This is a genomic window from Haemophilus influenzae, assembly GCF_019703545.1.
Classification (GTDB): Bacteria; Pseudomonadota; Gammaproteobacteria; order Enterobacterales; family Pasteurellaceae; genus Haemophilus; species Haemophilus influenzae_E.
Genome location: NZ_AP018771.1, coordinates 1,165,149 through 1,189,296 on the forward strand (window position 1 = coordinate 1,165,149; position 24,148 = coordinate 1,189,296).

At 37.0% G+C, this 24,148-nt stretch carries 20 protein-coding genes, 1 other RNA gene and 1 riboswitch; of the genes, 14 read left to right on the forward strand and 7 right to left on the reverse strand.

Annotated features, from left to right (window positions below):
* Nucleotides 1-8: 8 nt before the first annotated feature.
* On the reverse strand, nucleotides 9-587 hold the full coding sequence (rsxA, locus tag K6J66_RS05750; RefSeq protein WP_110442633.1) for an electron transport complex subunit RsxA: 579 nt from the start codon (nucleotides 585-587) through the stop codon (nucleotides 9-11).
* Nucleotides 588-871: 284 nt separating this feature from the next.
* Nucleotides 872-1,933: a protease SohB gene (sohB, locus tag K6J66_RS05755; RefSeq protein WP_015702474.1), complete on the reverse strand. Its 1,062-nt coding sequence runs from the start codon at nucleotides 1,931-1,933 to the stop codon at nucleotides 872-874.
* 197 nt (nucleotides 1,934-2,130) lie between these two features.
* Here sohB and K6J66_RS05760 point away from each other — a divergent pair, with 197 nt between their 5' ends.
* Together K6J66_RS05760 and yccS are read left to right on the forward strand one after the other, a co-directional pair.
* The gene (locus K6J66_RS05760; protein WP_014550667.1) at nucleotides 2,131-2,796 is read left to right on the forward strand and encodes a curli polymerization inhibitor CsgI-related protein; all 666 of its coding nucleotides are present in this window, start codon (nucleotides 2,131-2,133) and stop codon (nucleotides 2,794-2,796) included.
* 67 nt (nucleotides 2,797-2,863) lie between these two features.
* On the forward strand, nucleotides 2,864-5,020 hold the full coding sequence (yccS, locus tag K6J66_RS05765; RefSeq protein ID WP_110442634.1) for a YccS family putative transporter: 2,157 nt from the start codon (nucleotides 2,864-2,866) through the stop codon (nucleotides 5,018-5,020).
* 97 nt (nucleotides 5,021-5,117) lie between these two features.
* Here yccS and K6J66_RS05770 read toward each other — a convergent pair whose 3' ends face one another.
* Together K6J66_RS05770 and K6J66_RS05775 are read right to left on the reverse strand one after the other, a co-directional pair.
* Nucleotides 5,118-5,660 carry a KdsC family phosphatase gene (locus tag K6J66_RS05770; protein WP_012054717.1) on the reverse strand — a complete coding sequence of 181 codons (543 nt, stop codon included), beginning with the start codon at nucleotides 5,658-5,660 and terminating at the stop codon, nucleotides 5,118-5,120.
* 9 nt (nucleotides 5,661-5,669) lie between these two features.
* Entirely contained in the window at nucleotides 5,670-6,605 is a 936-nt protein-coding gene (locus K6J66_RS05775; protein WP_005665006.1) for a KpsF/GutQ family sugar isomerase, read from the reverse strand.
* A 160-nt stretch (nucleotides 6,606-6,765) separates the two neighbouring features.
* Here K6J66_RS05775 and rnpB point away from each other — a divergent pair.
* An RNA gene (gene rnpB / locus K6J66_RS05780) (RNase P RNA component class A) lies at nucleotides 6,766-7,142 on the forward strand.
* Nucleotides 7,143-7,217: 75 nt separating this feature from the next.
* On the opposite strand, the gene ytfE is transcribed toward rnpB, so the two are convergent.
* A complete protein-coding gene (gene ytfE, locus K6J66_RS05785) occupies nucleotides 7,218-7,889 on the reverse strand; it encodes an iron-sulfur cluster repair protein YtfE (protein ID WP_021035372.1) in 672 nt (223 codons plus the stop codon).
* A gap of 315 nt (nucleotides 7,890-8,204) precedes the next feature.
* Nucleotides 8,205-8,346: riboswitch (molybdenum cofactor riboswitch) on the forward strand.
* Here ytfE and moaA point away from each other — a divergent pair.
* The 4 genes from moaA to moaE all read left to right on the forward strand — a co-directional run bounded on the left by moaA (nucleotide 8,335) and on the right by moaE (nucleotide 10,622).
* On the forward strand, nucleotides 8,335-9,348 hold the full coding sequence (gene moaA / locus K6J66_RS05790; protein WP_110442684.1) for a GTP 3',8-cyclase MoaA: 1,014 nt from the start codon (nucleotides 8,335-8,337) through the stop codon (nucleotides 9,346-9,348). It overlaps the preceding riboswitch by 12 nt.
* 91 nt (nucleotides 9,349-9,439) lie before the next feature.
* Nucleotides 9,440-9,922, forward strand: a complete 483-nt coding sequence (gene moaC, locus K6J66_RS05795; protein ID WP_005650053.1) for a cyclic pyranopterin monophosphate synthase MoaC — start codon at nucleotides 9,440-9,442, stop codon at nucleotides 9,920-9,922.
* Between the two features lies 1 nt (nucleotide 9,923).
* Complete coding sequence (gene moaD / locus K6J66_RS05800; protein ID WP_110442635.1) at nucleotides 9,924-10,169, forward strand: molybdopterin synthase sulfur carrier subunit; 246 nt, start codon at nucleotides 9,924-9,926, stop codon at nucleotides 10,167-10,169.
* Nucleotides 10,170-10,622 (forward strand): molybdopterin synthase catalytic subunit MoaE, encoded by a 453-nt coding sequence (gene moaE, locus K6J66_RS05805; RefSeq protein ID WP_110442636.1) that lies wholly within the window; start codon nucleotides 10,170-10,172, stop codon nucleotides 10,620-10,622.
* Between the two features lie 54 nt (nucleotides 10,623-10,676).
* On the opposite strand, the gene K6J66_RS05810 is transcribed toward moaE, so the two are convergent.
* Nucleotides 10,677-13,322 (reverse strand): PqiB family protein, encoded by a 2,646-nt coding sequence (locus tag K6J66_RS05810; protein ID WP_038439687.1) that lies wholly within the window; start codon nucleotides 13,320-13,322, stop codon nucleotides 10,677-10,679.
* Nucleotides 13,306-14,556: a paraquat-inducible protein A gene (locus tag K6J66_RS05815; RefSeq protein WP_038439688.1), complete on the reverse strand. Its 1,251-nt coding sequence runs from the start codon at nucleotides 14,554-14,556 to the stop codon at nucleotides 13,306-13,308. Before K6J66_RS05815 ends, K6J66_RS05810 begins: the two co-directional genes overlap by 17 nt.
* Before the next feature lie 183 nt (nucleotides 14,557-14,739).
* Here K6J66_RS05815 and proQ point away from each other — a divergent pair, with 183 nt between their 5' ends.
* The 7 genes from proQ to sucA all read left to right on the forward strand — a co-directional run bounded on the left by proQ (nucleotide 14,740) and on the right by sucA (nucleotide 24,058).
* Nucleotides 14,740-15,378: an RNA chaperone ProQ gene (proQ, locus tag K6J66_RS05820; protein WP_038439689.1), complete on the forward strand. Its 639-nt coding sequence runs from the start codon at nucleotides 14,740-14,742 to the stop codon at nucleotides 15,376-15,378.
* A 27-nt stretch (nucleotides 15,379-15,405) separates the two neighbouring features.
* Nucleotides 15,406-17,487: a carboxy terminal-processing peptidase gene (gene prc, locus K6J66_RS05825; protein ID WP_038439690.1), complete on the forward strand. Its 2,082-nt coding sequence runs from the start codon at nucleotides 15,406-15,408 to the stop codon at nucleotides 17,485-17,487.
* 73 nt (nucleotides 17,488-17,560) lie between these two features.
* The gene (locus K6J66_RS05830; protein WP_038439691.1) at nucleotides 17,561-19,030 is read left to right on the forward strand and encodes a L,D-transpeptidase family protein; all 1,470 of its coding nucleotides are present in this window, start codon (nucleotides 17,561-17,563) and stop codon (nucleotides 19,028-19,030) included.
* A gap of 15 nt (nucleotides 19,031-19,045) precedes the next feature.
* Nucleotides 19,046-19,606, forward strand: coding sequence for a peptidoglycan L,D-endopeptidase MepK (gene mepK / locus K6J66_RS05835; RefSeq protein WP_038439692.1), 561 nt, complete (start codon nucleotides 19,046-19,048; stop codon nucleotides 19,604-19,606).
* A 51-nt stretch (nucleotides 19,607-19,657) separates the two neighbouring features.
* On the forward strand, nucleotides 19,658-20,413 hold the full coding sequence (locus K6J66_RS05840; protein ID WP_110442637.1) for a TatD family hydrolase: 756 nt from the start codon (nucleotides 19,658-19,660) through the stop codon (nucleotides 20,411-20,413).
* A gap of 9 nt (nucleotides 20,414-20,422) precedes the next feature.
* The gene (locus K6J66_RS05845) at nucleotides 20,423-21,061 is read left to right on the forward strand and encodes an MBL fold metallo-hydrolase (protein ID WP_110442638.1); all 639 of its coding nucleotides are present in this window, start codon (nucleotides 20,423-20,425) and stop codon (nucleotides 21,059-21,061) included.
* Between the two features lie 189 nt (nucleotides 21,062-21,250).
* Nucleotides 21,251-24,058 carry a 2-oxoglutarate dehydrogenase E1 component gene (sucA, locus tag K6J66_RS05850; protein WP_110442639.1) on the forward strand — a complete coding sequence of 936 codons (2,808 nt, stop codon included), beginning with the start codon at nucleotides 21,251-21,253 and terminating at the stop codon, nucleotides 24,056-24,058.
* Nucleotides 24,059-24,148 lie beyond the last annotated feature (90 nt).

The window sequence follows — 24,148 nt, forward strand, 5'->3', positions numbered from 1 at the left end:
TCATTTTATTATTTTACAAGTCCTGTAAATCCCATAAAAGCGAGGGACATTAAGCCTGCGGTAATTAAAGCAATGGCTGAACCGCGAAAAGTGGCAGGTATATCAGCGGCGACTAAACGTTCACGAAGCGCGGCAAAAAGTACCAATACTAAGGAAAAACCGAGAGATGCACCAAAACCATAAACGACAGACTCTGTTAAATTATGAGCGAGATTTACATTTAATAATGCGACACCAAGTACTGCGCAGTTTGTAGTTATCAAAGGCAAGAAAATGCCGAGTAAACGATATAATGTTGGACTTGTTTTGTTTATTGCCATTTCGGTAAATTGCACCACTACAGCAATAACTAAAATAAACACTAATGTACGCAAAAAAGTAGCATTTAAGGGAATTAGAATATAGTGATTGACCAAATATGCACAAAGGGAAGCAACAGTTAAAACAAACATTGTTGCTAATCCCATTCCCACAGCCGTTTCAATTTTTTTGGATACACCCATAAAAGGGCAAAGACCTAAGAATTTTACCAATACAAAATTGTTAATTAATGCGGTGCCGATAATCAATAAAATATAGTGCGTCATTATTTTTTGCCTTTTGAATAGGGGCGTTATTATCCCTATTTATGGAAGCAAGAACAATAGAAAATTTTGCTAAGGGGAAATGGTAAGTTGCGATTTTGTTATTAAAATAAAAAACGCAGCTAATCATTTAAACGATTAGCTGCGTAATATTTGGATTAACAATACTCAACTTGATTTATGAATTAAATATAATAAAACCCCTAAAGATCGGCGAGTATCTTAATGACAAAGATTTGTCTTGTAAACATAGAAATAAAAACTTCTGCTTTTTTGTGGATAAATGTTTAGTACATAAAGTCTCTAGACTGTTTTGTACTATAACGATGAATGATATTAATTGCACTTTCTTCAGCTTGTCGTCCGAATTTTTTTATTAGGGATTTTTTTAAACGGTATTTAACATTAAGCACCTGTTTTTCTTTCATTTTTTCCAAAATTAAATCATCACTCGTTGAGATTTCATCTACAAGTTGTAATGCAATGGCTTGTTGTCCAAACCAATGTTCGCCTGTTGCGATTTTATCAATATCTAGGCAAGGGCGATTTTGTGAGACAAATTGTTTGAATAATTTATGTGTTTCTTCCAATTCTTGTTGAAATTTTTGTTTGCCTTTTTCAGTGTTCTCACCCAATACGGTCACTGTACGTTTAAATTCGCCCGCAGTCATTACATCTACATCGACATCGTGTTTTTTCAATAGTCGATGAACATTTGGAATTTGAGCGACAACGCCAATAGAACCAATAACAGCAAAAGGTGCGGATACAATTTTATCGGCAACGCAAGCCATCATATAACCGCCACTTGCAGCCACTTTATCGACGGCAACAGTTAATTTTATGCCTTTTTGTTTTAAGCGGGATAATTGAGAGGCTGCAAATCCATAATTATGCACAATGCCACCAGGGCTTTCTAAACGTAGTAATACTTCATCTTCAGATTTGGCGACATTTAAAATTGCTGAAATTTCTTCACGAAGTGCGGTTGTTTCTGAGGCTGAAATATCGCCGCAAAAATCTAATACATATACGCAAGCTTTCTTTTCATCTTCTAAAGTCTCTCCTTTTTTCAATTTTTCTTTGCGTTTTTTAGCATTTTGTTTTTCCGCTTTTTTTTCAGCTTTAGTGCGTTGTTTTTGTTCTTCTTCAGAAAGATTAAAATCACGTAATAAACGAACTTGTTCATTAAATTCTTCTGATAAATCTTTAATTTCTAATTCTCCCACTTTAGACTTGTTATGTTGGCGATAAGAAATAATCAAACCAACAATAGCAAGAATGAGTAATAAAATTGTTAAAATTTCCAGAATAAAAATTCCATAGCCTGTTAAAATATCGTTCAACATTGTTACTCCCGTTGATATTTAATGGATTAAATTTTCACGACACTGGTTTAGTGTGTAGATCGCCAACATAATAAAACATTGTGATTGTTTGCGCTATTTATAACAAAAAATTTTAAATTAATTCTTACTTTTTATTTTCATTTTGGCTAATTTGGCATAGCATAAGCGAGTATTTCATTTATACCAAAGGAGCAATTATGAAATTACGCGCTGTTGTATTAGGTCTTGCCACATTATGCACAAGTACGGCAACCTTTGCTGGAATGGTTTCTACGTCATCTAACCTTGAGTTTTTAGCGATTGATGGTCAAAAAGCCTCTAAATCTCTCGGAAAAGCTAAGACATTTACTGTAGATGATACCCAAAGCCATCAGGTTGTTGTGCGTTTAAATGAAATTGTTGGTTCAGGATCGAATCAATCTCTTTTTGAATCTAATCCTGTGATTGTGACATTTCAAGGTAATGCTGAAGATTTAGTTATTTCCGCACCAGCTATTCGTAATCTTGATAGTGGCGATAAATTCAATCAAATGCCAAATATTACTGTGAAAACAAAATCAGGTAATGCTATTTCAGCGAAAGTGGATGTGTTAAAACAAGAAGGTTTATTCCCAAGTGGTAATGTGCTAAATGATCTTGCTGAATATAATGCGTCTGGTGCAGCGGCATCAGTTTCTAAATTTACTGCAACAACTTCTGCTAATTCAATGGTTGCTGCACCAGCAGGTAATGCAAAAGCGAATAAAGGAAAAGTGGTTGTTCAGGGCGAAAACGTTGCAGAGCAACAGCTTCAATATTGGTTCCAACAAGCGGATAAAGAAACTCAAACACGTTTCTTAAACTGGGCAAAATCCCATAAATAATGACCGCACTTTATACAATAAAAAGTGAGCCTTGTTGCTCACTTTTCTATTTTGATAAGGATTTGAAATGAATATTCGGTTAAATGCTAAAGTAATTTCTACAATTCCTGTTTTTATTGCTGTAAATATTGCAGCAGTGGGAATATGGTTTTTTGATATTTCTTCGCAATCAATGCCTTTGATTCTAGGGATCATTGCAGGTGGTTTGGTGGATTTGGATAACCGTTTAACTGGACGATTGAAAAACGTATTTTTTACCCTTATTGCCTTTTCTATTTCTTCCTTTATTGTGCAGTTACATATTGGCAAGCCTATCCAATATATTGTGTTAATGACGGTACTGACATTTATTTTCACTATGATTGGTGCCGTGGGGCAGCGTTATAGCACCATTGCTTTCGGTTCATTAGTGGTTGCGCTTTACACCACATTAACTTATATCCCAGAGGTAAATGTATGGTTTATTAACCCTGTAATGATTTTATGCGGTACCTTGCTGTATAGCGTGGTGACTCTGATTGTTTACCTGTTTTTCCCAAATCGCCCCGTGCAAGAAAGTGTCGCTAAAGCGTTTTGTGCGTTGGGCGAATATTTAGATACCAAATCCTGTTTTTTTGATCCTGACGAAGCGGCTGAGATTGAAAAAAAACACCTCAATTTTGCGATGAAAAATGCGAATGTTGTCACGGCATTTAATATTGTTCGCACCGCGCTTTTTTATCGCATTAGAGGACAACATCGCCATCCTCGTACTCAGAGAATGTTACGTTACTATTTTGCCGCACAAGACATTCACGAACGCGCCAATTCTACGCATTTTGATTATCAACAAATAACGGAAAAACTAAAAAATACAGATTTAATTTTCCGTATTCAACGTTTGTTAGAGCTACAAGCACAATCCTGTAAAGAAATCACGGCGAGTTTACGTGAAAATAAACCTTATCATTTTAATGAACGTGTGGAACGTGCGCTTTTAGGCACCTTGCATTCCTTTGATCTATATCGAGCACAACATCTTAATGATCAAGATGAACTGATTGATATTCAAACCTTGTTAGATAATTTACAAAGTATTAACTGGCAACTTCGCCAGTTAGCACAAGACACGACGGTTACAGAACAATTAGCTCAAATTCATACGGAACAAATCACTGGGTTAAAAAATATCAGTGCGGTGATTTTTAGCCATTTTACTTTTGAGTCACCGTTGTTCCGTCATGCGGTACGCTTATCTATTGTGGTATTTTTATGTTGTGCAATTGTTGAGTTTTTCCAATTTAATCTGGGTTATTGGATTTTATTGACCACTGTATTTGTGTGCCAACCAAACTATTCTGCAACTAAAGTACGTTTGCGTCAGCGCATTATCGGCACGATATTAGGCGTAGTGGTAGGGTCTTTATTACCTTATTTAAATCCAACCTTAGAATTAAAACTGGGTCTTGTGGTGCTTACAAGCACGTTGTTCTTTTTCTTTCGTAGTAATAATTACAGTTTCTCGACCTTTTTCATCACACTGCAAGTATTGCTCAGTTTTGATGTCATGGGATTTGATACGGCAGCCGCCTTAATGCCTCGTTTACTTGATACATTACTTGGTGCCGCGATTTCATGGTTTGCCGTATCTTACTTATGGCCAGATTGGAAATATTTGCAACTTGATAAAGTGAGCCATCAAGCATTGCGTAGTGATGCGGTGTATTTATTGCATATTATTAGCCAGTTGCAATTTGGTAAAAGTGACGATCTTAAATATCGCATAGCACGTCGCAATGCGCATCAATATGCAGCCGCACTGAGTACAACACTTTCCAATATGAATAATGAACCAGTGAAATATAAGGCATATTTACAGAAAGGTTTTGATTTACTCAAACTTAATTATTCTCTATTAAGCTATATTTCAGCACTGGGAGCTTATCGCGACAGAATGAAAAATTTGCAACAGACCGCACAGTTTTTATCTGGTTTTTATCCTGTGGCAAAGAAAATTATTTATACCTTAGAACACATTGAAGAAATACCCGAAGCTATTTTTAACCAACAGCAAGAAAGTATCGAAACACATTTAAAAGAATTAGAAAAACAAGAGATGACTGCCGAAGAACGTGCCGTCTTTAGTTTACCGTATCAGCAATTAAATTTGATTACGCAACTCTTACCGCAGTTCTATGAGTATTTTAAGAAAGAGATAAACTGTCAGAGCGTGGGGGCGTTATAAAGATAAAAGTGCGGTTGATTTTTGAGAGATTTTAAAACGCTTTGAAAATTGACCGCACTTTATTTTTTATTAAGCAATAACATTGACGAATGAGTTATTACTGTCCCATATTTTTCACTGATTTTAGGAAACCTTGGGCGGTATCAAACACAGAGGATTTTCCCTGAGCTTGTAAAATCATATCAGACATTTCACGGAATGCGCCTTTGCCGCCATGGGTGGAAAGTACATGATCAACAGCATTTTTCACATAAATAGGGGCATCAGCCACAGCAAAAGAAGTTCCACACGCTGCAAAGGCGGGGAGATCTACGCTATCATCGCCAATATAAGCGGTTTGCTCGGCGGTGACGCCAGCTTGTTTCATGAGATCAAAACAAGCCGTTTCTTTTTCAAGTTTGCCAAGAAAGAATAATTTAATACCAAGATCGGCAATGCGACGACGTAAAATAGGGGAGTCGCGACCAGAAAGCACTGCCACTTGAATATCCGCATCCATCAGCATTTTTATGCCTAAACCATCTCGTACATGAAAGCTTTTGATGGCTTCACCATTGGCATCATAATGAAGTTGTCCATCAGTGAGTACGCCGTCTACATCAGTAATGACAAATTTAATATTTTCTAATTTTTGTTGCATCGGGATTCCTTAGCTTGAAAATTCCACTAAACCCACTACGTGATTTTCATCATTAACAACGACTAGCGAGTGAATTTTTTTCGCTTTCATAAAGTCTTCGGCTTTTGATAAAAATTCGTCTTGATGAATAGTTTTTGGTGAACTTGTCATAAAGTCTTTGGCTGTTTTATTCAGCGTTCCTGCACCATTGGCTGTAAGCGCGCGGCGAATATCGCCATCCGTGATAATACCTTTAAGTTGCTCATTTTCCATCACTAAGGCAACGCCCATTCGCCCTTCATTCATGACTGTGAGGCAGTCAGTAAAATTGGTGGTCGGTAAAATTGTTGGTAGGCGAGTTTGCATTTGATCTTTCACTTTACATAATAAACGACGACCAAGACTGCCACCTGGATGGAATTTAGCAAAATCTTCAGGTTGGAAATTTCGTGCCGTAATGAGCGATACGGCGAGCGCATCACCAAGTGCCAGCGTTACAAGTGCGGATGTTGTTGGCGCGAGATTATTTGGACACACTTCACGCTCAACAGTAATATCTAGAACATAATCTGCATGGTGTGCGAGCGTGGAATTTTTGTTACTCGTCACGGCAATAATTTTATTACCAAAATTTTTTAAACTTGGAATCAGTTTATTGACATCATCGGTTTCACCGCTATAGGAAATTAACATCACGATATCAATTGGTTTCAACATTCCTAAATCACCGTGGAAGGCTTCAGTCGGATGTAAAAAGAAACTTGGCGTGCCCGTAGAGGCAAAGGTAGCCACCATTTTTTTGCCGATTAAACCCGATTTTCCTATCCCTCCGATTACCAAACGCCCTTCGCAGGCTAAAATAAGATCGATGACTTGATTAAAATCGTCGCCTAAGCGTTGGCTGAGTTGCAAAAGTGCGTTACTTTCCACTGAAAGGGAATCCTGTGCAATTTTTAGATAGTTCATTCTTCTTCCTAAAAGAGCGGTTGAAATTGGCGTTATTTTAGCGAAATCCTAAAAAAATACGAATGAAAAATTAGGCATTATTGTTTATAAGATTGATGAGCAATATTCAAAAATTGGGGATTTTATTGACCGCACTAGTGATTGCCCCTATACTACGTGCCGAGTTGGTTAGACAATCGCTGGTTTATTGAAGCCCTTAACCGTATTTATACGACCTAGTGGGACAAGTAAACGAGAGGAAAGTCCGAGCTACACAGGGCAGAGTGCCGGATAACGTCCGGGCGGCGTGAGCCGACGACCAGTGCAACAGAGAGCAGACCGCCGTGTAAACGGTAAGGGTGAAAGGGTGCGGTAAGAGCGCACCGTGCCGTTGGTAACAACGTGCAGCAGGGTAAACTCCACTCGTAGCAAGACCAAATAGGAACTCAATGGGTGGCCCGTCCAGAGTTCGGGTAGGTTGCTTGAGCGGCAGAGTAATTTGTCGCCTAGAGGAATGATTGTCCACGACAGAACTCGGCTTATCGACCAACTCAAAACGCTTGTAAAAATGACCGCACTTTAGTTTGTTTTTCGGAATAGATTAAAGTGCGGTTATTTTTGACGAATATTAAATTATTTTTCGTTTAATACACGTGGAAATAAAATATTATTTTCCAAATGAATATGATGCATTAAATCATCAATAAATTCATTAATACCGCTATATAAGGCTTTCCAACTGAAACAAGCATCTGCTGGTGGCGTGCAGTTATTAGTAAGCGATTTGATCACTTCCACATCTTGTCCCGCTTCATCGTGTTCCATTTCCATTACACGAATTGGCATTGAGGCCATAGCATAATTCCCCATTTTGATCATTGGGAACAAAATTTGTTCTTCTTTCATTAAATGCTGGCTAAGTTCAGCATAAATTTTTTCTAACTGTGCGACTACGCCTATAGGACAGTCATCACGATCACCATGTACATTTTCTACTTTCTCCGCCAATGTAATTAATTCAGGGAGTTGTTCACGGTGGCGATTATGAAAACGAGTAATAATGTGATCGATCATCTCCGCATAAGATGCCGAAGTCCAATCTTTATCATTATTTTCTGCTTTACTTTGTTGTAAATCAGTTAAACGTTTTTCAATTTCAGCAAGGTTAAGATTCTTTTGTTGTGCTGCGACTTCTAATAATACAGAACCTCCGCAGCAAAAATCTAAATCATATTCACGAAAAATTTTAGTTGCACCTGGAATTGAAACAGCGAGTTCGCTAAGTTTTTGTTGGGCAAAAGACATAAATCACTCCTATATTGATTAAGTAAAAATAAATCCGATAAAAATAGTAGGATATTTTTCTGATTATGAAAAGTAGAGAAATTTATTTATTGATTAAATTATGATTTAAATCAATAAAAATACCTCATAATAATCAGCTAAAAATTTATGGTTATTAATATAAATAGGATTAATTATCACTAATGAGCTAGTCTTATATTCATTATGTATTTTTTTATATAATTGATTTTTAAGAATTTAGGAAAATACTGATTTTCATCAATATTATTGATTGTGTTTATGAAGTGAAATCTTTTAGAATGACGACAAATCAAATTTAACGCATAACTCCGAGCTTGTTTAGCCTAAGTTTCACAAGAAATACGGTGGCAAGCCAATAACGCGCTACGTTATTCAGGGATACGCTGGAAACGGTTTATCCTCTCCGTATTTAGAAAGGTGTAAAATGCAATCTATTCCTATTAAAAACGTAGGAGAGTCTCGCTTAGTCGATCCTTTCCAACGCCAATATTACTATCTACGACTGTCGATTACTGATCAGTGTAACTTTCGTTGTACCTATTGTTTACCTGATGGTTATCAACCCGAAGCTAACAAACCAAGTTTCTTAACTTTAAAAGAAATCACCCATCTTGCTCAAGCGTTTGCTGAAATGGGCACAGAGAAAATCCGTTTAACGGGTGGGGAACCGACTTTACGCAAAGATTTTATTTCTATTGCTGAAAGCATTACTAACATTGATGGCATTCGTCAATTAGCCGTCACGACAAACGGCTATCGCATGGCAAAAGATGTGGCTGATTGGAAGAAAGCAGGGATTACGTCTATTAACGTCAGTGTTGATAGCCTTGATCCCAAAATGTTCCATCAAATTACAGGTATCAATAAATTTGATGACGTGATGCGTGGTATCGATCGTGCATTTGAAGTGGGCTACAACAAAGTTAAAGTCAATTCAGTTTTAATGAAAAATCTGAATGATAAAGAATTTGAACAATTTCTCGTTTGGGTTAAAGATCGCCCAATTCAAATGCGCTTTATTGAGTTGATGCAAACGGGCGAAATGGATAGTTTCTTTGATAGATACCATATTTCTGGACAAATCTTAGCGGATAAATTGCTGAAAAATGGTTGGACATTACAGCAGAAATCTCACACTGATGGCCCTGCTAAAGTCTTTACGCATTCTGATTATACTGGCGAAATTGGCTTAATTATGCCTTATGAAAAGAATTTTTGTACAAGTTGCAATCGTTTAAGAGTGTCAGCAAAAGGTAAACTTCATCTTTGTTTATTTGGCGAAGAAGGCATTGAATTACGTGATTTATTGCAGTCGCACGAACAGCAAGGTATTTTACAGGCTCGTATTTTTGCCGCACTTCAAGGCAAACGTGAACATCATTATTTGCATATCGGCGATACTGGTGTAAGAAATCATTTAGCTTCTATTGGTGGCTAAAAAGCAAAGTGAGATGAATGGTAATATTCATCTGCTTCCTTTTGTCGCTTATTTAAAACATTCAATATTTTAACCGCACTTTTATTATATTATGACTACATTTACACATATCAATTCTCAAGGCGAAGCCAATATGGTGGATGTTTCTGCTAAAGCGGAAACTGTTCGTGAAGCTCGTGCTGAAGCCATTGTCACCATGTCAAAAGAAACTCTTTCCATGATCGTGGAAGGAAAACATCACAAAGGCGATGTATTTGCTACTGCTCGTATTGCGGGTATTCAAGCCGCAAAACGCACTTGGGAGCTTATCCCACTTTGCCATCCATTGTTACTTTCTAAAGTAGAAGTGAATTTAGAACCGTTACTTGAAACCAACCAAGTTCGCATTCAATCTCTTTGCAAATTAACTGGAAAAACTGGCGTAGAAATGGAAGCACTAACTGCGGCAAGCGTAGCAGCCTTAACCATTTACGATATGTGTAAAGCTGTGCAGAAAGACATTGTGATTGAGAAAGTTCGCTTGTTAGAAAAGAGCGGTGGAAAATCAGGCCATTTTATTGCGGAGGAAAAATAAGATGTTAAATGTTTTATTTTTTGCTCAAACTCGTGAATTAATTGGCGTTGATGCCATTCAATTAGAAGATGATTTTGTCACTGCGGAAGCGGTGCGTGAACACCTTGCTCAAAAGGGCGATAAATGGGCATTGGCACTGGAAAAAGGTAAACTTTTAGTGGCAATTAATCAAACCTTAATGCCTTTAGAAAGTGCGGTAAAAAATGGCGATGAAATTGCCTTTTTCCCACCAGTAACAGGGGGCTAAATGACGGATATTCAAATTGCGGTACAAGAACAGCCTTTTGATCAAAATGCCGTTTACCAATGGCTTTCTGAGCAACATTCAATTGGCGCAACGGTTATTTTTGTGGGTAAAGTACGCGATCTTAATTTAGGCGATGAGGTATCCAGTTTATACTTAGAACATTATCCCGCAATGACAGAAAAAGCCTTACGTGAAATTGTAGAACAGGCGAAAGCACGTTGGGATATTCAACGTGTATCGGTAATTCATCGTGTTGGGCTTTTACAAACTGGCGATGAAATTGTTTTAGTGGGGGTAAGTTCCGCACATCGTGGAGATGCTTATCACGCCAATGAATTCATTATGGATTTTTTAAAATCTAAAGCACCATTTTGGAAAAAAGAACAAACCAATCAAGGCGAGCGTTGGATTGAAGCAAGAGAGAGTGATAAAGAAGCATTAGAAAAATGGTAATAGCTTATCTGCACCCTAATTCATTAAGGTGCAGATTAAATATTTTCATTTATGTTATTTTGATAACGCACCACTTCCCCAAGTTTGCACTTCTTCAGGGCGGTTTATTTGAAGCAAGAAACGTTTGTTGGGCTGCGCTTGCGGTTGAATTTCTTTTTCTGCTGGTGTGGAGAAAGAAATCCCACCTTTTAGCAACTGCTGAACGCTACCCGTATTAAATACCGCACCTTTCCAGCCTAAGCTAAAGTCGTAGCCTGATGCGATCCAAAATTCTGTGTTTTGTCGAACAAGATGGCTATATTTCGGCATAATGGCAATATGCACTAACACACGATCACCAAGACTATTAAGTTCAAATTTCTTCACTGTGCCAACTTCTACACCTCGATAAAGAATTGGCGAACCTTCACTTAAATTCATCGCATCACGCGTTTCTAAAATAAACGGCGTGCCATTGCTAAATTTATTACGTTGTGGTGCCGTTTGTGCTAAATTAAATTGTGTTTTTGTGTTTCCATTACCAATTTCAATATCAATATAAGGCTGTAATAAACTATCAAGGTTATTTATTCCACCAGCCGAAATTTGTGGCGAGATTATCGTAAAATTAGCCCCTTCTTTTGCAATTATATTCATATAATTTGGATTTATTAGGGCTTTTGCAGTAATGCGTTTTGCTTTTGCATCAAGCTGAATACTGTCAATTTGCCCCACATCTAAACCAAGATAGCGCAGATTCATTCCTTTGCTAAGATTAGTTGCATCATCTGTGATTAACGTAATTACAAACCCAATGGATTTTGCATAACTTTCATTTGCATAAAGTGTTCGATTATTGCCTGAACCGCCATTATCAAAGCTAATCGCCCCTTTTAAGGAACGTGCAAGTGGCGTTGCTTGAATACTAATGCCTTTTGGACTTACATCTATTTTTGCCGCACTTTCTACCCAAAAACGGCTTTTATCTGTCAATAAATGTTGATAAGCAGGATAAATATAAATGTCTACATCAAAGTTATTTGTTTTAGGTTTAATACTTAAAATTTTTCCTACTTCAAATTGACGATATAGTACAAGAGAGCCTTTATCAATGCTTGGTAAGGTTTGGGTGTGTAAGGTTATCGTTGGCGTAAGAATATTTCCTGTGATGCCATGTTCAGCATTGCTAATATTTTGATAAAGCGGATAACTGGTTTTAGCTTTTCCCAAAGCTTGTTTTGCCAGCACTCGAACGCCGCCTTGTAACCATTTTTCTGGTGTCGCGGATTCAAAACGCAATCCATCTAATCCAACGCTTATATCAAAATTGGTTGCTGCCACAAATTGTGTATCTTCGTGAATTAAATTGCGGTATTCAGAGGCAATTGCTGCTTTAAATTGTACGCCATTTACATCTATTGTTTGTGAAACAATTTGCCCAATTATCATATTGTTATAAAACACATTTTGCCCTTCGCTTACACCATAATTTTCTGGCGCAGTAAGGGTTAAAACTAACGTGTTAGGCGCATTGAGTAATAATTCATTTTCTTTAATCACGTTAAATTGATGTTTAGTTTCGCCGTCTCCCGCAATCACATCAAAATATTCGCCACGAAAGAATTTTTTTGGTTCTGCTAAATTGCCAAGATCTATTTTTTTATTGCGTAGGACAATTTTGCTATTCGCTTTAAACAAAGAGGCTTGGTTTGGATCTATCAATAAACTGCCCTCTAAAATTTCATCGTCGTTTTCTACCGCACTTAGCTTGGCGAGAATCCCTATAGCATTATCTTGAGAATAAACTTCCGTTTGCCCTGCAATAAGAGCGGAAGAGGCAGGAATTGTTACCTTAATTTCAATCCCACGTTTAGCCGCTTTTAAATTGGTATAGAGCGTGAAATGACTATTTTCATCTGCTTTTGGGCTGTCAGCTGGAGAGTCAAAAGAAACGGCACCTTGCACAACTGCATTTAAACTTTCTACATTTAGGTTTAAGCCTGCTGGGCTAATGTTCGCGTTAATGCCACTAATATTCCAAAAGCGTGAATCTTTTTTCACAAACTTGGCATAGGCTTTATCAATGACCACATCTATTTCTACTTTATTGTTTTTATTAATACGGTAATCATAGATTTTTCCTACAGGTAATTTTTTAAAATACACAGACGCACCAATAGAAATCGAACCTAAATCATCAGAAATTAAGTGAATCAATAAATCTCCTGCGGAAACTTGTGCAATAGGGCCTTGTTCTTCTGCTATAAATTCATCTTCACGATCGCCATCACCTGGTTGAAGAGTAATGTAATTACCTGACACGAGAGAATCTAATCCTGAAATGCCAGCAAGAGAAACATTTGGTTGCACAAGCCAAAATTTTGTATTTTCACGCAAAATACTTGATGCTTCAGGATTGATATTGGCTACAACTTCCACTTTTTGCAGGTTATCAGTGAAATGAACTTCTTTTACTATGCCAATTTGTAATCCTTGATAACGAATTTGAGTTTTATCCGCAACGATACCTGAACCATTGGTAAAGGTAATCGTAATGCTAGTACCGCGTTCTTTCACAATTTGGAAGAATAAAATTGCCCCGATACATAATGCGATAAAAGGCAATAGCCAAAAAGGCGAAATGCGTTTTGTTTTACGTAAGTTCGCTGTTCTTTCTTGATATTTTTCTTCTATTGAGGAGGAATTATTTTTCTCTGTCATAAATTTTCCAAATTAATTTGCTATCAAATTGTGAGGTGGAAAGCATAGTGCAAAATACGGCTGCACCAAAATAAAATGCGCCTGGCCCTACGGTAAAATTAATGATTTCTCCGCGTGTGACAAGCGACATCATTAAGGCTAATACAAATAAATCAAGCATAGACCAGCGTCCAACAAAATGTACTAGATGTAATAAACGCATTTGCCATTTAATAGAATGTTGCCATTTAAAATGCACGCAAGCAAGTAAGTAAAGCATAATAAAAATTTTGCTGATAGGCACGAAAATACTGGCAAAAAACACAACAAAAGCAACAAAATAACTACCTGATTTAACAAATGAAATAACCCCAGAAATTAACGTATCTTCAGATAATGCACCTGTTAAATAAATGCCAGATATAGGTAATAAATTTGCAGGAAAAAGCATAATAATCCCTGCAATTAAGGTTGCCCAAGTTGCTTGTAATTTTAGCTTATCCGATGTATTAAGAGGCGATTGGCAGCGGGGACAATAAATTTTTTGTTGATTATCGTATTGGATAGATTTTTGCGTAAAGGTGTAATGGCAAGCAGGACATAATTCAACAGCTTGTTTTGTATAAACTGGAGTACATTCAGGATAAAATTCCTGCCACAAGGCGGAAAGATTAAGTTTGATAAAAAGCAGCGTGGTTAAAAGTGCGGTAAAAATAAAAGGAATTAAATAAATATTAATTTCTAATGTTGCATATTCGCGTACTTTAAATATGGTTACCCCAAGTGCCACTAAATAAACATCAAACATTACCCAAGCTTTAATGTAACCAAGAAATAGTAAAACACTACGTGGTTTTATCTGAAAAATCTTAGCCAGCCAAAGCATAATAACTAAAAGTGCAAAAGTAATCGGCATTACTACTGCACAAATAAAGATCATAAACGCGGTATATTCATAACCACCTACTGCCATTTTCCAAATGCCATCCCAAATAGAGGCATCAATTTTAATACCTAATAAATGTAAACTTAATAAGGGGTAGTTCAAGGAAAAGGGCATTAATATCAAAATAGATAATGCAATCATTGCACAACGATGTAATGACCACCTCGTACCACTTGCTAACAGATGATGACAACGTGGGCATTCGGCTTGTTCATTCGATTGAAGAATAACAGGCACGTTAATGCAAGCATCACATTCTGTGCATTTTAAAATTTGAAATGAAGGCGAAGTTAGCTTTGTTTTAGGCACGTTTGTGGTCTTTCTTTATGAATTAAAGCACGCCATTCTATCGTTGTTTTAACGTATTTGTGAAGTCTTGGCGTTATTTTTGTGTGAAATTTATTCAGCATAACGGGATCCGTTGTTAATTTTGTAAAAAGTGCGATAAACTAGGCAAATCTTTATTTTATTAATAGCCTCAAGGATATAAATATGACTGACACACAATTATCATCTCAAGTTACAGATGTGCAAACGGAAGTGCAAAAATTAACCAATGCAAAAGCTATCATTGCTTATTTAGCAGAAAAATTTCCTCTTTGCTTTGTTTTAGAGGGCGAAGCAAAACCATTAAAAATAGGTTTATTTCAAGATTTAGCTGAAGCATTACAAGATGATGAACGCGTAAGTAAAACCCAATTGCGTCAGGCTCTTCGTCAATATACATCAAATTGGCGTTATTTATATGGCTGTCGCGAAGGTGCAGTACGTGTTGATTTACAGGGTAATCCTGCAGGTGTATTAGATGCAGAACACGTTGCTCACGCTGCACAGCAACTTGCTGAAGCGAAAGCACGCTTTGCGGAAAAACGTAAAGCAGAAGCTGCGGCTAAAAAAGCACAACAAAAACAGCGTCCGCGTAAACCTGCGAATAAAAACTTTAAAAAAGAGAGTAAAGTATCACTAAGTGCGGTTGATTTTTCACAAATTTCTGTTGGTTCTGTTGTGAAAGTTAAAGCTGGAGATAATGCTAAAAAAGCAACAGTGGTAGAAGTATTAAAAGATTCAGCACGTGTTGAACTTGAAAACGGTTTGATTATGAACGTTGCTGCAGATCGTTTATTTGCTTAATAAATGAAAATTGACTCGGAAATGGTTATGAAATTTAAAATGTCAAAAAATGTGATTCGTTATGCGTGGTTATCGGTATGTTTGAGCAGTGCAATTCCTGCATTTGCTGTACAACCTAAGTTAAAGCCAAGTGACATTAGTATTCCAGCGATAAGTGAAGAAAACCAGCTGGCAACTAAGCGTGCAACGACGAGATTAACTCAATCCCATTATCGTAAGATTAAATTAGATGATGATTTTTCCGAGAAAATTTTTGATCGTTATATTAAAAATTTAGATTTTAGCCACAATACTTTTTTGCAGTCTGATATAGACGAACTTCGTCAAAAATATGGTAATAAGTTAGATGATCAGTTAAATCAAGGCGATCTTTCTGCTGCGTTTGAGATTTATGATGTAATGATCAAACGTCGTTATGAACGTTATACTTATGCGTTATCTTTATTAGATAAAGAGCCTGATTTAAATGGTCAAGATCAAATTGAAATTGATCGTGAAAAAGCGGCTGCTCCACAAACTGAAGCTGATGCGAATAAACTTTGGGATGCTCGCGTAAAAAATGACATTATTAATCTTAAATTAAAAGATAAAAAATGGTCAGAAATCAAAGCAAAACTTACAAAACGCTATAATTTAGCCATTCGTCGTTTAACGCAAACAAAAGCAGACGATATTGTTCAAATTTATTTGAATGCTTTTGCGCGTGAAATTGATCCTCACACCAGTTATCTTTCCCCAAGAACAGCGAAAAGTTTTAATGAAAGTGTGAATCTTTCCTTGGAAGGCATTGGGGCTACTTTACAATCAGAAGATGATGAAACTAGCATCAAATCTCTTGTACCTGGTGCGCCAGCGGAACGTAGTAAAAAGCTGCATCCTGGGGATAAAATCATTGGCGTTGGGCAAGCAACAGGCGATATTGAAGATGTTGTTGGTTGGCGTTTAGAAGATTTGGTAGAAAAAATTAAAGGGAAAAAAGGCACTAAAGTTCGCTTAGAAATTGAGCCTGCTAAAGGGGGAAAATCACGTATTATTACTTTGGTGCGTGATAAAGTCCGTATTGAAGATCAAGCGGCTAAACTAACTTTTGAAAAAGTGTCAGGGAAAAAAATTGCGGTAATAAAAATTCCAAGTTTTTATATTGGATTAACCGAAGATGTTAAAAAACTACTGGTTGAATTAGAAAATCAAAAAGCTGAGGCTCTAATTGTTGATTTACGTGAAAATGGCGGTGGTGCATTAACGGAAGCCGTGGCGTTAAGTGGTTTATTTATTGCTGATGGCCCTGTTGTGCAGGTTCGCGATGCTTATCAGCGTATTCGTGTTCACGAAGATGATGACGCTACGCAACAATATAAGGGGTTATTATTTGTGATGATTAATCGTTACAGTGCTTCTGCATCGGAAATTTTTGCTGCAGCAATGCAAGATTATCGTCGAGGTATTATCATCGGGCAAAATACTTTTGGTAAAGGTACGGTACAACAGAGTCGCTCGTTAAATTTTATCTATGATTTAGATCAGAGTCCGTTGGGTGTTTTACAATATACCATTCAAAAATTTTATCGCATTAATGGTGGTTCAACCCAATTAAAAGGTGTTGCCGCAGATATTAATTTTCCCGAAATTATAGATGCGAAAGAATATGGGGAAGATAAAGAAGATAATGCGCTTGCTTGGGATAAAATCCCATCAGCGAGTTATATGGAAGTAGGAAATATCGATTATATTGATAATGCAGTAAATATTCTAAATGAAAAACATCTTGCTCGTATTGCTAAAGATCCTGAATTTGTTGCATTGAATGAAGAATTGAAAGTGCGAAATGAACGCCGAGATCGAAAATTTCTATCATTGAATTATAAAATGCGTAAAGCAGAGAATGATAAAGATGATGCAAGACGTTTAAAAGATTTGAACGAACGTTTTAAACGTGAGGGTAAGAAAGCATTGAAAGATATTGATGATTTGCCGAAAGATTACGAAGCACCAGATTTCTTCTTAAAAGAAGCTGAAAAAATGGCAGCTGATTTCGTTATTTTTAATTCAGATCAGAAAATTAATCAAGCAAACGGTCTATCCGAAGCAAAAACGGAAAGTAAAAAATAAATACTAAATGGTTTTGACCGCACTTTGTTTGAGAAAAGCAACAAGTGCGGTGATTTTAATAAAGGTTTAGGAAATGGTAGTGTTTAAAAGCACCTTAAAGTTATCATTATTCGCCTTATCATTATCTATGATGATGTCGGGTTGTGCTTTAGTAGATTTGAGCAAAAATGACCAATCTAAATCATTGTACGGCATTAATCTTTCCCATTTGTCACTCGCAGAAAGAAAAGAGCTTGAAGAAGCCATTTATGCGGATCAGCAACGTTTAACGGAAGAAAAACAAACATTGCTTAATATGACGCTAACACACGAAATAGGCGATCATAAGTTACAATTTAAGCCTTTACTCGCGCGTTTATATGCTTCTCGTAAATATGCCCCGTTATGGACTGACAATGCGGCAGCTCGTCAATTGTTACGTGATTATGCGGCAATGGTGGCAAGCGGTATTTCAAAATCGTCGGCAACTTCACTAGAAACATTGGCATTGGTAGAACAACAAGGCGGATTGGTTTATGATGTGTTATTAAGTGATATTTTGTTAGATTACTTATATTACACACAAAATGTTCGTTCTCAAGCATCTAATTGGTTGTATTCATCTGCTCAGTATCAAGCACAACAGCCTGAAAATGATCATATTCAACGCTGGTTAAGTGCGGTGGAAAATAATCAACTTCTTGATTTCATACAAAGTTTAGCGGGAGAAAATCATTTATATCGCCAAACAGTTCAATCATTGCCGATGTTTATTCCGACTTCTAAAGAATCAAATATTGCTCAAAAACTGGCAATGAATGCACAGCGTTTGCGAGTAATTCCTGATTTTCATAATGGAATTTTTGTGAATATTCCAAGCTATAAATTACAGTATTATCGTGATGGCGATTTAATTTTAGAATCCCGGGTAATTGTTGGCACAAATTCGCGCAGGACACCTGTAATGTATAGCAAATTAAGTAATGTGGTTGTAAATCCACCTTGGAATGCGCCAATTCGCTTAATTAATGAAGATTTATTGCCAAAAATGAAAGCCGATCCAAATTATATTACGGAGCATAATTATTCAATTTTAGATAATCAAGGCAATGTTGTTGATCCTGCTTCTATTGATTGGGAATCTATTGGTAATAAATTTCCTTATCGAGTTCGACAAGCGGCTGGCGATAGTGCGTTAGGTAATTATAAATTTAATATGCCAAGTTCTGATGCAATTTATTTACACGATACGCCAAATCGTGGATTGTTTAATCGTAAAAATCGAGCGTTAAGTTCTGGCTGTGTACGTATTGAAAAATCAGATCAATTGGCAAGTATTTTATTAAAAGAAGCAGGTTGGACAGAAACTCGAAAAAATACAGTATTAGCAAGTAAAAAAACCACTTCTGCGCCGATACGCTCGGATAATCCTGTTTTTTTATATTATGTTACTGCGTGGATTAAAAACGGAAATATTGTAAATTTACCTGATATTTATGGTTATGATCGTCAGATTAATCTTGCTGAGATTAATTGGGATCTCGTAAAAAAATATCTTCAATAAAATAAGGGAGCTATAATGAATTCTGTGGATCAGAATAAACGAAAATGGTTATCGCTGGGCGGTATTGCGTTAGGAATATCTATTTTACCAAATTCTGTATTAGCAATGGTTTCAACACCTAAACCTCGTATTTTAACTTTCCGCAACATTAATACGGGCGAAAGATTAAGTGGCGAGTTTTCTTTAGCAAAAGGTTTTTCGCCTGCGATGTTAAAAAAATTGGATTATTTAATGCGTGATAAAAGGACAAATCAAGTGCATAAAATGGATCCAAATTTATTCCAGAAATTTTATAATATCCAAACTAATTTAGGCTTACGCAATGCTGAAATTGAAGTAATTTGTGGTTATCGTTCAGCCGCTACTAATGCAATGCGTCATCGCCAAAGTCGTGGCGTAGCGAAAAATAGTTATCACATTAAAGGAAAAGCCATTGATTTTCGTATTGCGGGTGTGCCTTTGATTAAAGTGAAATCTTCTGCGGAAAGTCTGCGAAATGGTGGCGTGGGTTATTATCCAACCAGCAATTTTATTCACGTAGATACAGGCCCTGTAAGAACTTGGAAAGGCGTGTAAAACAAATGTAAAATTAACCGCACTTTTGTGCGGTTTTTCATTGGAAAAGATATGTTATTTGACAGCCATCTTCATTTAGACCAACTCTCTGACGAGAATATTCAGCAAACACTTGGTCATTCAAAGATTATAGGTATGCTTGCGGTAAGTATGAATCTTGCAAGTGCTAAAAAACTGCTGAATTTAAAACAGACTTACCCAGAGAAACTTTATATTGCAGCTGGTTTTCATCCTGAACAGCAATTACCTAGTTTAGAAGAACAAAAAGAATTATTTCAATGGATTGACGAACATCATTCATCGATTTCTGTCATTGGCGAGGTGGGCTTGCCACATTATTCTAAACGAGAAAATCCGAATTTAGATTACGCGCCTTACATTGAATTACTTGAACGATTTATTCTGATAGCGAAAAAAAGGGATTTACCGTTAAATTTGCATATTGTACATAACGATGTAGAAATTGCCCTTGAATTATTGCAGAAACATAATATTCAACGTGCCCATTTTCATTGGTTTAAGACAGATGAAAAATCTTTTCAGAAATTTTTCTCTACGCCCTATTTTGCAAGCCTAACCCCTGATATTTTATGGAACCCTAAAACCCAATATGTCGCACAACATTTACCCTTAAATCGCTTGATGATTGAAACGGATAGCCCTTGGCAACACGAGGGATTTGAACGTGCGGGCATTTCTGAACAATTATTGGCAGTCTTGCAAAAACTAGCTGAATTAAAATCTTTGCCATTACATTCTGTTCAAAAGCAAATCCTTTTGAATACTCAACAGTTTTATCGATTATAAGGAGTAAAAATGAATATCGAAATTATCCCTGTTACTGCATTCCAACAAAATTGTTCTTTGATTTGGGATGATGACAAAAATGCCGCAATTATTGACCCAGGTGGCGAAGCCGAACGCCTAATTCAACGCATTGAAGAACTGCATTTAAATCTCAAAGTGATTTTGATTACTCACGGTCATTTAGATCACGTTGGTGCTGCAATGCAATTAAAACAACATTTTGGCGTTGAAATTTGGGGTTCTCAAGAAGAAGATAAATTTTTATTTGAAAGTTTACCCGAGCAAGCCCAACGTTTTGGCTTACCAAATATTGAAGCTTTTTTGCCTGATCGTTGGTTTAATCAAGAGGGCGAAATTTTAAAATTAGATGGCTTTAATTTCGAGATTTTACATTTACCAGGACACACACCAGGGCATATCGGTTTTATTGAACACGAGAAAAAAGTGGCATTTACAGGCGATGTATTATTTCAAGGTGGCATTGGTCGCACTGATTTTCCTCGTGGGGATTATGATGCATTGATTTCTTCAATCCGAACAAAATTACTCTCATTAAATGACGATCTTATTATTATCGCTGGACATGGATCTTACACAACCATTGGGCAAGAAAAGCAGACCAATCCATTTTTAAATCCTAAGTTTTAATACAAGTAAAAATAACCGCACTTTGTTTAAGAGATGAAGTGCGGTTTTTTATATACAAAGAGTTTGAACTAGATCACAAATTTGTAACAATTTCTTATAAGAGGCTTATTTCCTTTTTAATCCTATGTATAATACGTAAAAAAAATGGAGCGAAAATATTGCTTCAAATATCATAATAAAGAGGTAATTATGCAGCAAAACAAGGCATTTGATGATTGGTTAGCCAGCACAGCTTTAGGCGGTGCAAATCAATCTTATATAGAAGAACTTTATGAAAGTTATTTGAGTGATCCGCAGTCGGTGGAGGAAAGTTGGCGAACAACTTTTGATTCTTTACCAAAAACCACCGCACTTGAACAGCCTCATACACCAGTGCGAGATTATTTTCGTCGTTTAGCGCGAGAAAATCATAATGAAGCAGTGACAGTAATAGATCCTGAAGCTGGCGCAAAATTAGTGAAAGTTCTACAATTTATCAATGCCTATCGTTTTCGTGGCCATTTAGAGGCTAATCTTGATCCCCTCAATTATTATCGTTGGAAAGTGTCTTCTGTTCCTGAATTAGATTATCGCCATCATGGTTTTACTGAACAAGATCTCAACGAAACTTTTAATATTAATCAGTACGTTTACAAACGAGATACCATTAAACTTGGCGAATTAGCTCAAATGTTGAAAGAAACATATTGCGGTTCAATTGGTTTGGAGTTTATGCACGTACAGGATATGGAGCAGAAAATGTGGCTTCAGAGTAAGATGGAAAGTGTGTTAGAGAAACCGATTTTTACATCTGAAGAACGTGTTAATTTTCTGCGTGAACTGACGGCTGCAGACGGTTTAGAACGTTATCTTGGTGCGAAATTCCCTGGTGCGAAACGTTTTTCTTTAGAAGGAAGTGATGCCTTTATTCCATTGATGAAAGAAATTATTCGTCATTCTAGTCGCCAAGGCGTAAATGATGTGGTAATGGGAATGGCACACCGTGGGCGTTTGAATATGCTCGTGAATGTATTAGGTAAAAAGCCTGAAAATTTATTTGATGAATTTGCAGGTAAACATTCCAGTGAACGTACGGGGGATGTGAAATATCATCAAGGTTTTTCTTCTGATTTCGCCGTAGATGATAAGCGAGTTCACTTAACTTTGGCATTTAATCCCTCCCATTTGGAAATCGTAAGCCCTGTTGTGATTGGTTCTGTTCGATCTCGACAAACTCGTATGAATGACACAGAACATAGCAAAGTGCTTGCTATTACTGTTCACGGAGATTCAGCTGTGGCAGGACAGGGGGTTGTTCAAGAAACATTGAATATGTCAAATGCCCGTGGGTATAGTGTGGGCGGTACTATTCGCATCGTGATTAATAACCAAATTGGTTTTACCACATCTAACCCGAATGACACACGTTCCACAGAGTATTGCACCGATATTGCGAAAATGATTCAAGCACCGATTATTCACGTTAATGGTGATGATCCTGAAGCGGTGGCATTTGCTGCGCATATGGCGGTGGAATATCGTAATTTATTCAAACGAGATATTTTTGTTGATTTAATTTCTTATCGTCGCCACGGTCATAATGAGGCAGATGAACCATTAGCCACTCAACCAATGATGTATAGCATCATTAAAAAACATCCTACACCTCGTAAAGTTTATGCTGATCGTTTAGTTTCAGAAGCTGTAATAACTGAAGAACAAGTTATTGAAATGGCAAATAATTATCGTGATGCGCTAGATAATGGCGATCGCGTGGTATCTGAATGGCGTGAAATGGACGCGGCAAAAATGGATTGGTTGCAATATCTTAATTATGATTGGACTGCACCTTATGAAAGCAAATTTTCGCAGGAACGTTTTTTAACCCTTGCCAAACGTGTGTGTGAATATCCCGAAAGTTTACGTGCGCATCCTCGCGTAGAAAAAATCTATAATGATCGTAAAGCAATGTATCAAGGCGAAAAATTGCTCGACTGGGGTATGGCTGAAACCATGGCTTATGCAACCTTACTTGATGAAGGTGTTAATGTTCGTTTATCAGGCGAAGATGCGGGACGAGGTACTTTTTTCCATCGTCATGCCGTTGTGCATAATCAAAATGATGGTACGGGATATGTGCCATTAACACATTTGCACGCCAATCAAGGTCGATTTGAAGTATGGGATTCTGTACTTTCAGAAGAATCTGTACTTGCTTTTGAATATGGTTATGCAACGACAGATCCAAAAACTTTAACCATTTGGGAGGCTCAATTTGGCGATTTTGCTAATGGTGCGCAAATTGTTATTGACCAATTTATTAGCTCTGGCGAACAAAAATGGGGCAGAATGTGCGGTTTAGTTATGTTATTGCCTCATGGCTATGAGGGACAAGGTCCAGAACATTCTTCCGCACGTCTTGAACGTTATTTGCAACTTTGCGCAGAACAAAATATGCAAGTTTGCGTGCCATCAACACCTGCACAGGTGTACCATATGTTGCGCCGCCAGTCTTTACGTAAAATGCGCCGTCCATTGATTGCCATTTCCCCAAAATCTTTACTACGTCATCCATTGGCAGTGTCCAGTTTAGACGAGTTGATTAATGGAACTTTCCAAACGGTAATCGGAGAAATTGATGAGCTTGATCCTAAAGATGTAAAACGTGTGGTAATGTGTTCAGGTAAAGTTTATTACGATTTACTTGAACAACGTCGTGCAAATAATCAGAAAGATGTAGCGATTATTCGTATTGAGCAGCTTTATCCCTTCCCGCATGAGGATGTGAAGAAAGCGCTTGAGCCTTATGCGCATGTCACGGATTATGTATGGTGCCAAGAAGAACCACTTAACCAAGGGGCTTGGTATTGCAGCAAACATAATTTTGAATCAGCAATTCCAGAATCCGTTAAACTCAAATATGCAGGGCGCCCAGCTTCAGCTTCGCCAGCTGTGGGTTATATGTCGCTTCACACTAAACAGCAAAAACAGTTAGTGGAAGATGCGTTGAGTTTTTAAAGTGCGGTTAATTTAATAAAGGTTTTTATATCTTTGCTTTCCTCTGTAAATAGGGAGCCAAGATAATTAAGATATATAGTAAAAAAGAAG

Coding starts and splice junctions, on each gene's coding strand:
- moaE (WP_110442636.1), top strand. CDS start 10,170: ATGACGGATATTCAAATTGCGGTACAAGAACAGCCTTTTGATCAAAAT.
- K6J66_RS05810 (WP_038439687.1), bottom strand. CDS start 13,322: ATGACAGAGAAAAATAATTCCTCCTCAATAGAAGAAAAATATCAAGAA.
- rsxA (WP_110442633.1), bottom strand. CDS start 587: ATGACGCACTATATTTTATTGATTATCGGCACCGCATTAATTAACAAT.
- K6J66_RS05760 (WP_014550667.1), top strand. CDS start 2,131: ATGAAATTACGCGCTGTTGTATTAGGTCTTGCCACATTATGCACAAGT.
- K6J66_RS05830 (WP_038439691.1), top strand. CDS start 17,561: ATGGTAGTGTTTAAAAGCACCTTAAAGTTATCATTATTCGCCTTATCA.
- K6J66_RS05770 (WP_012054717.1), bottom strand. CDS start 5,660: ATGCAACAAAAATTAGAAAATATTAAATTTGTCATTACTGATGTAGAC.
- yccS (WP_110442634.1), top strand. CDS start 2,864: ATGAATATTCGGTTAAATGCTAAAGTAATTTCTACAATTCCTGTTTTT.
- K6J66_RS05840 (WP_110442637.1), top strand. CDS start 19,658: ATGTTATTTGACAGCCATCTTCATTTAGACCAACTCTCTGACGAGAAT.
- moaD (WP_110442635.1), top strand. CDS start 9,924: ATGTTAAATGTTTTATTTTTTGCTCAAACTCGTGAATTAATTGGCGTT.
- ytfE (WP_021035372.1), bottom strand. CDS start 7,889: ATGTCTTTTGCCCAACAAAAACTTAGCGAACTCGCTGTTTCAATTCCA.
- prc (WP_038439690.1), top strand. CDS start 15,406: ATGAAATTTAAAATGTCAAAAAATGTGATTCGTTATGCGTGGTTATCG.
- sucA (WP_110442639.1), top strand. CDS start 21,251: ATGCAGCAAAACAAGGCATTTGATGATTGGTTAGCCAGCACAGCTTTA.
- sohB (WP_015702474.1), bottom strand. CDS start 1,933: ATGTTGAACGATATTTTAACAGGCTATGGAATTTTTATTCTGGAAATT.
- proQ (WP_038439689.1), top strand. CDS start 14,740: ATGACTGACACACAATTATCATCTCAAGTTACAGATGTGCAAACGGAA.
- moaA (WP_110442684.1), top strand. CDS start 8,335: ATGCAATCTATTCCTATTAAAAACGTAGGAGAGTCTCGCTTAGTCGAT.
- K6J66_RS05775 (WP_005665006.1), bottom strand. CDS start 6,605: ATGAACTATCTAAAAATTGCACAGGATTCCCTTTCAGTGGAAAGTAAC.
- moaC (WP_005650053.1), top strand. CDS start 9,440: ATGACTACATTTACACATATCAATTCTCAAGGCGAAGCCAATATGGTG.
- mepK (WP_038439692.1), top strand. CDS start 19,046: ATGAATTCTGTGGATCAGAATAAACGAAAATGGTTATCGCTGGGCGGT.
- K6J66_RS05845 (WP_110442638.1), top strand. CDS start 20,423: ATGAATATCGAAATTATCCCTGTTACTGCATTCCAACAAAATTGTTCT.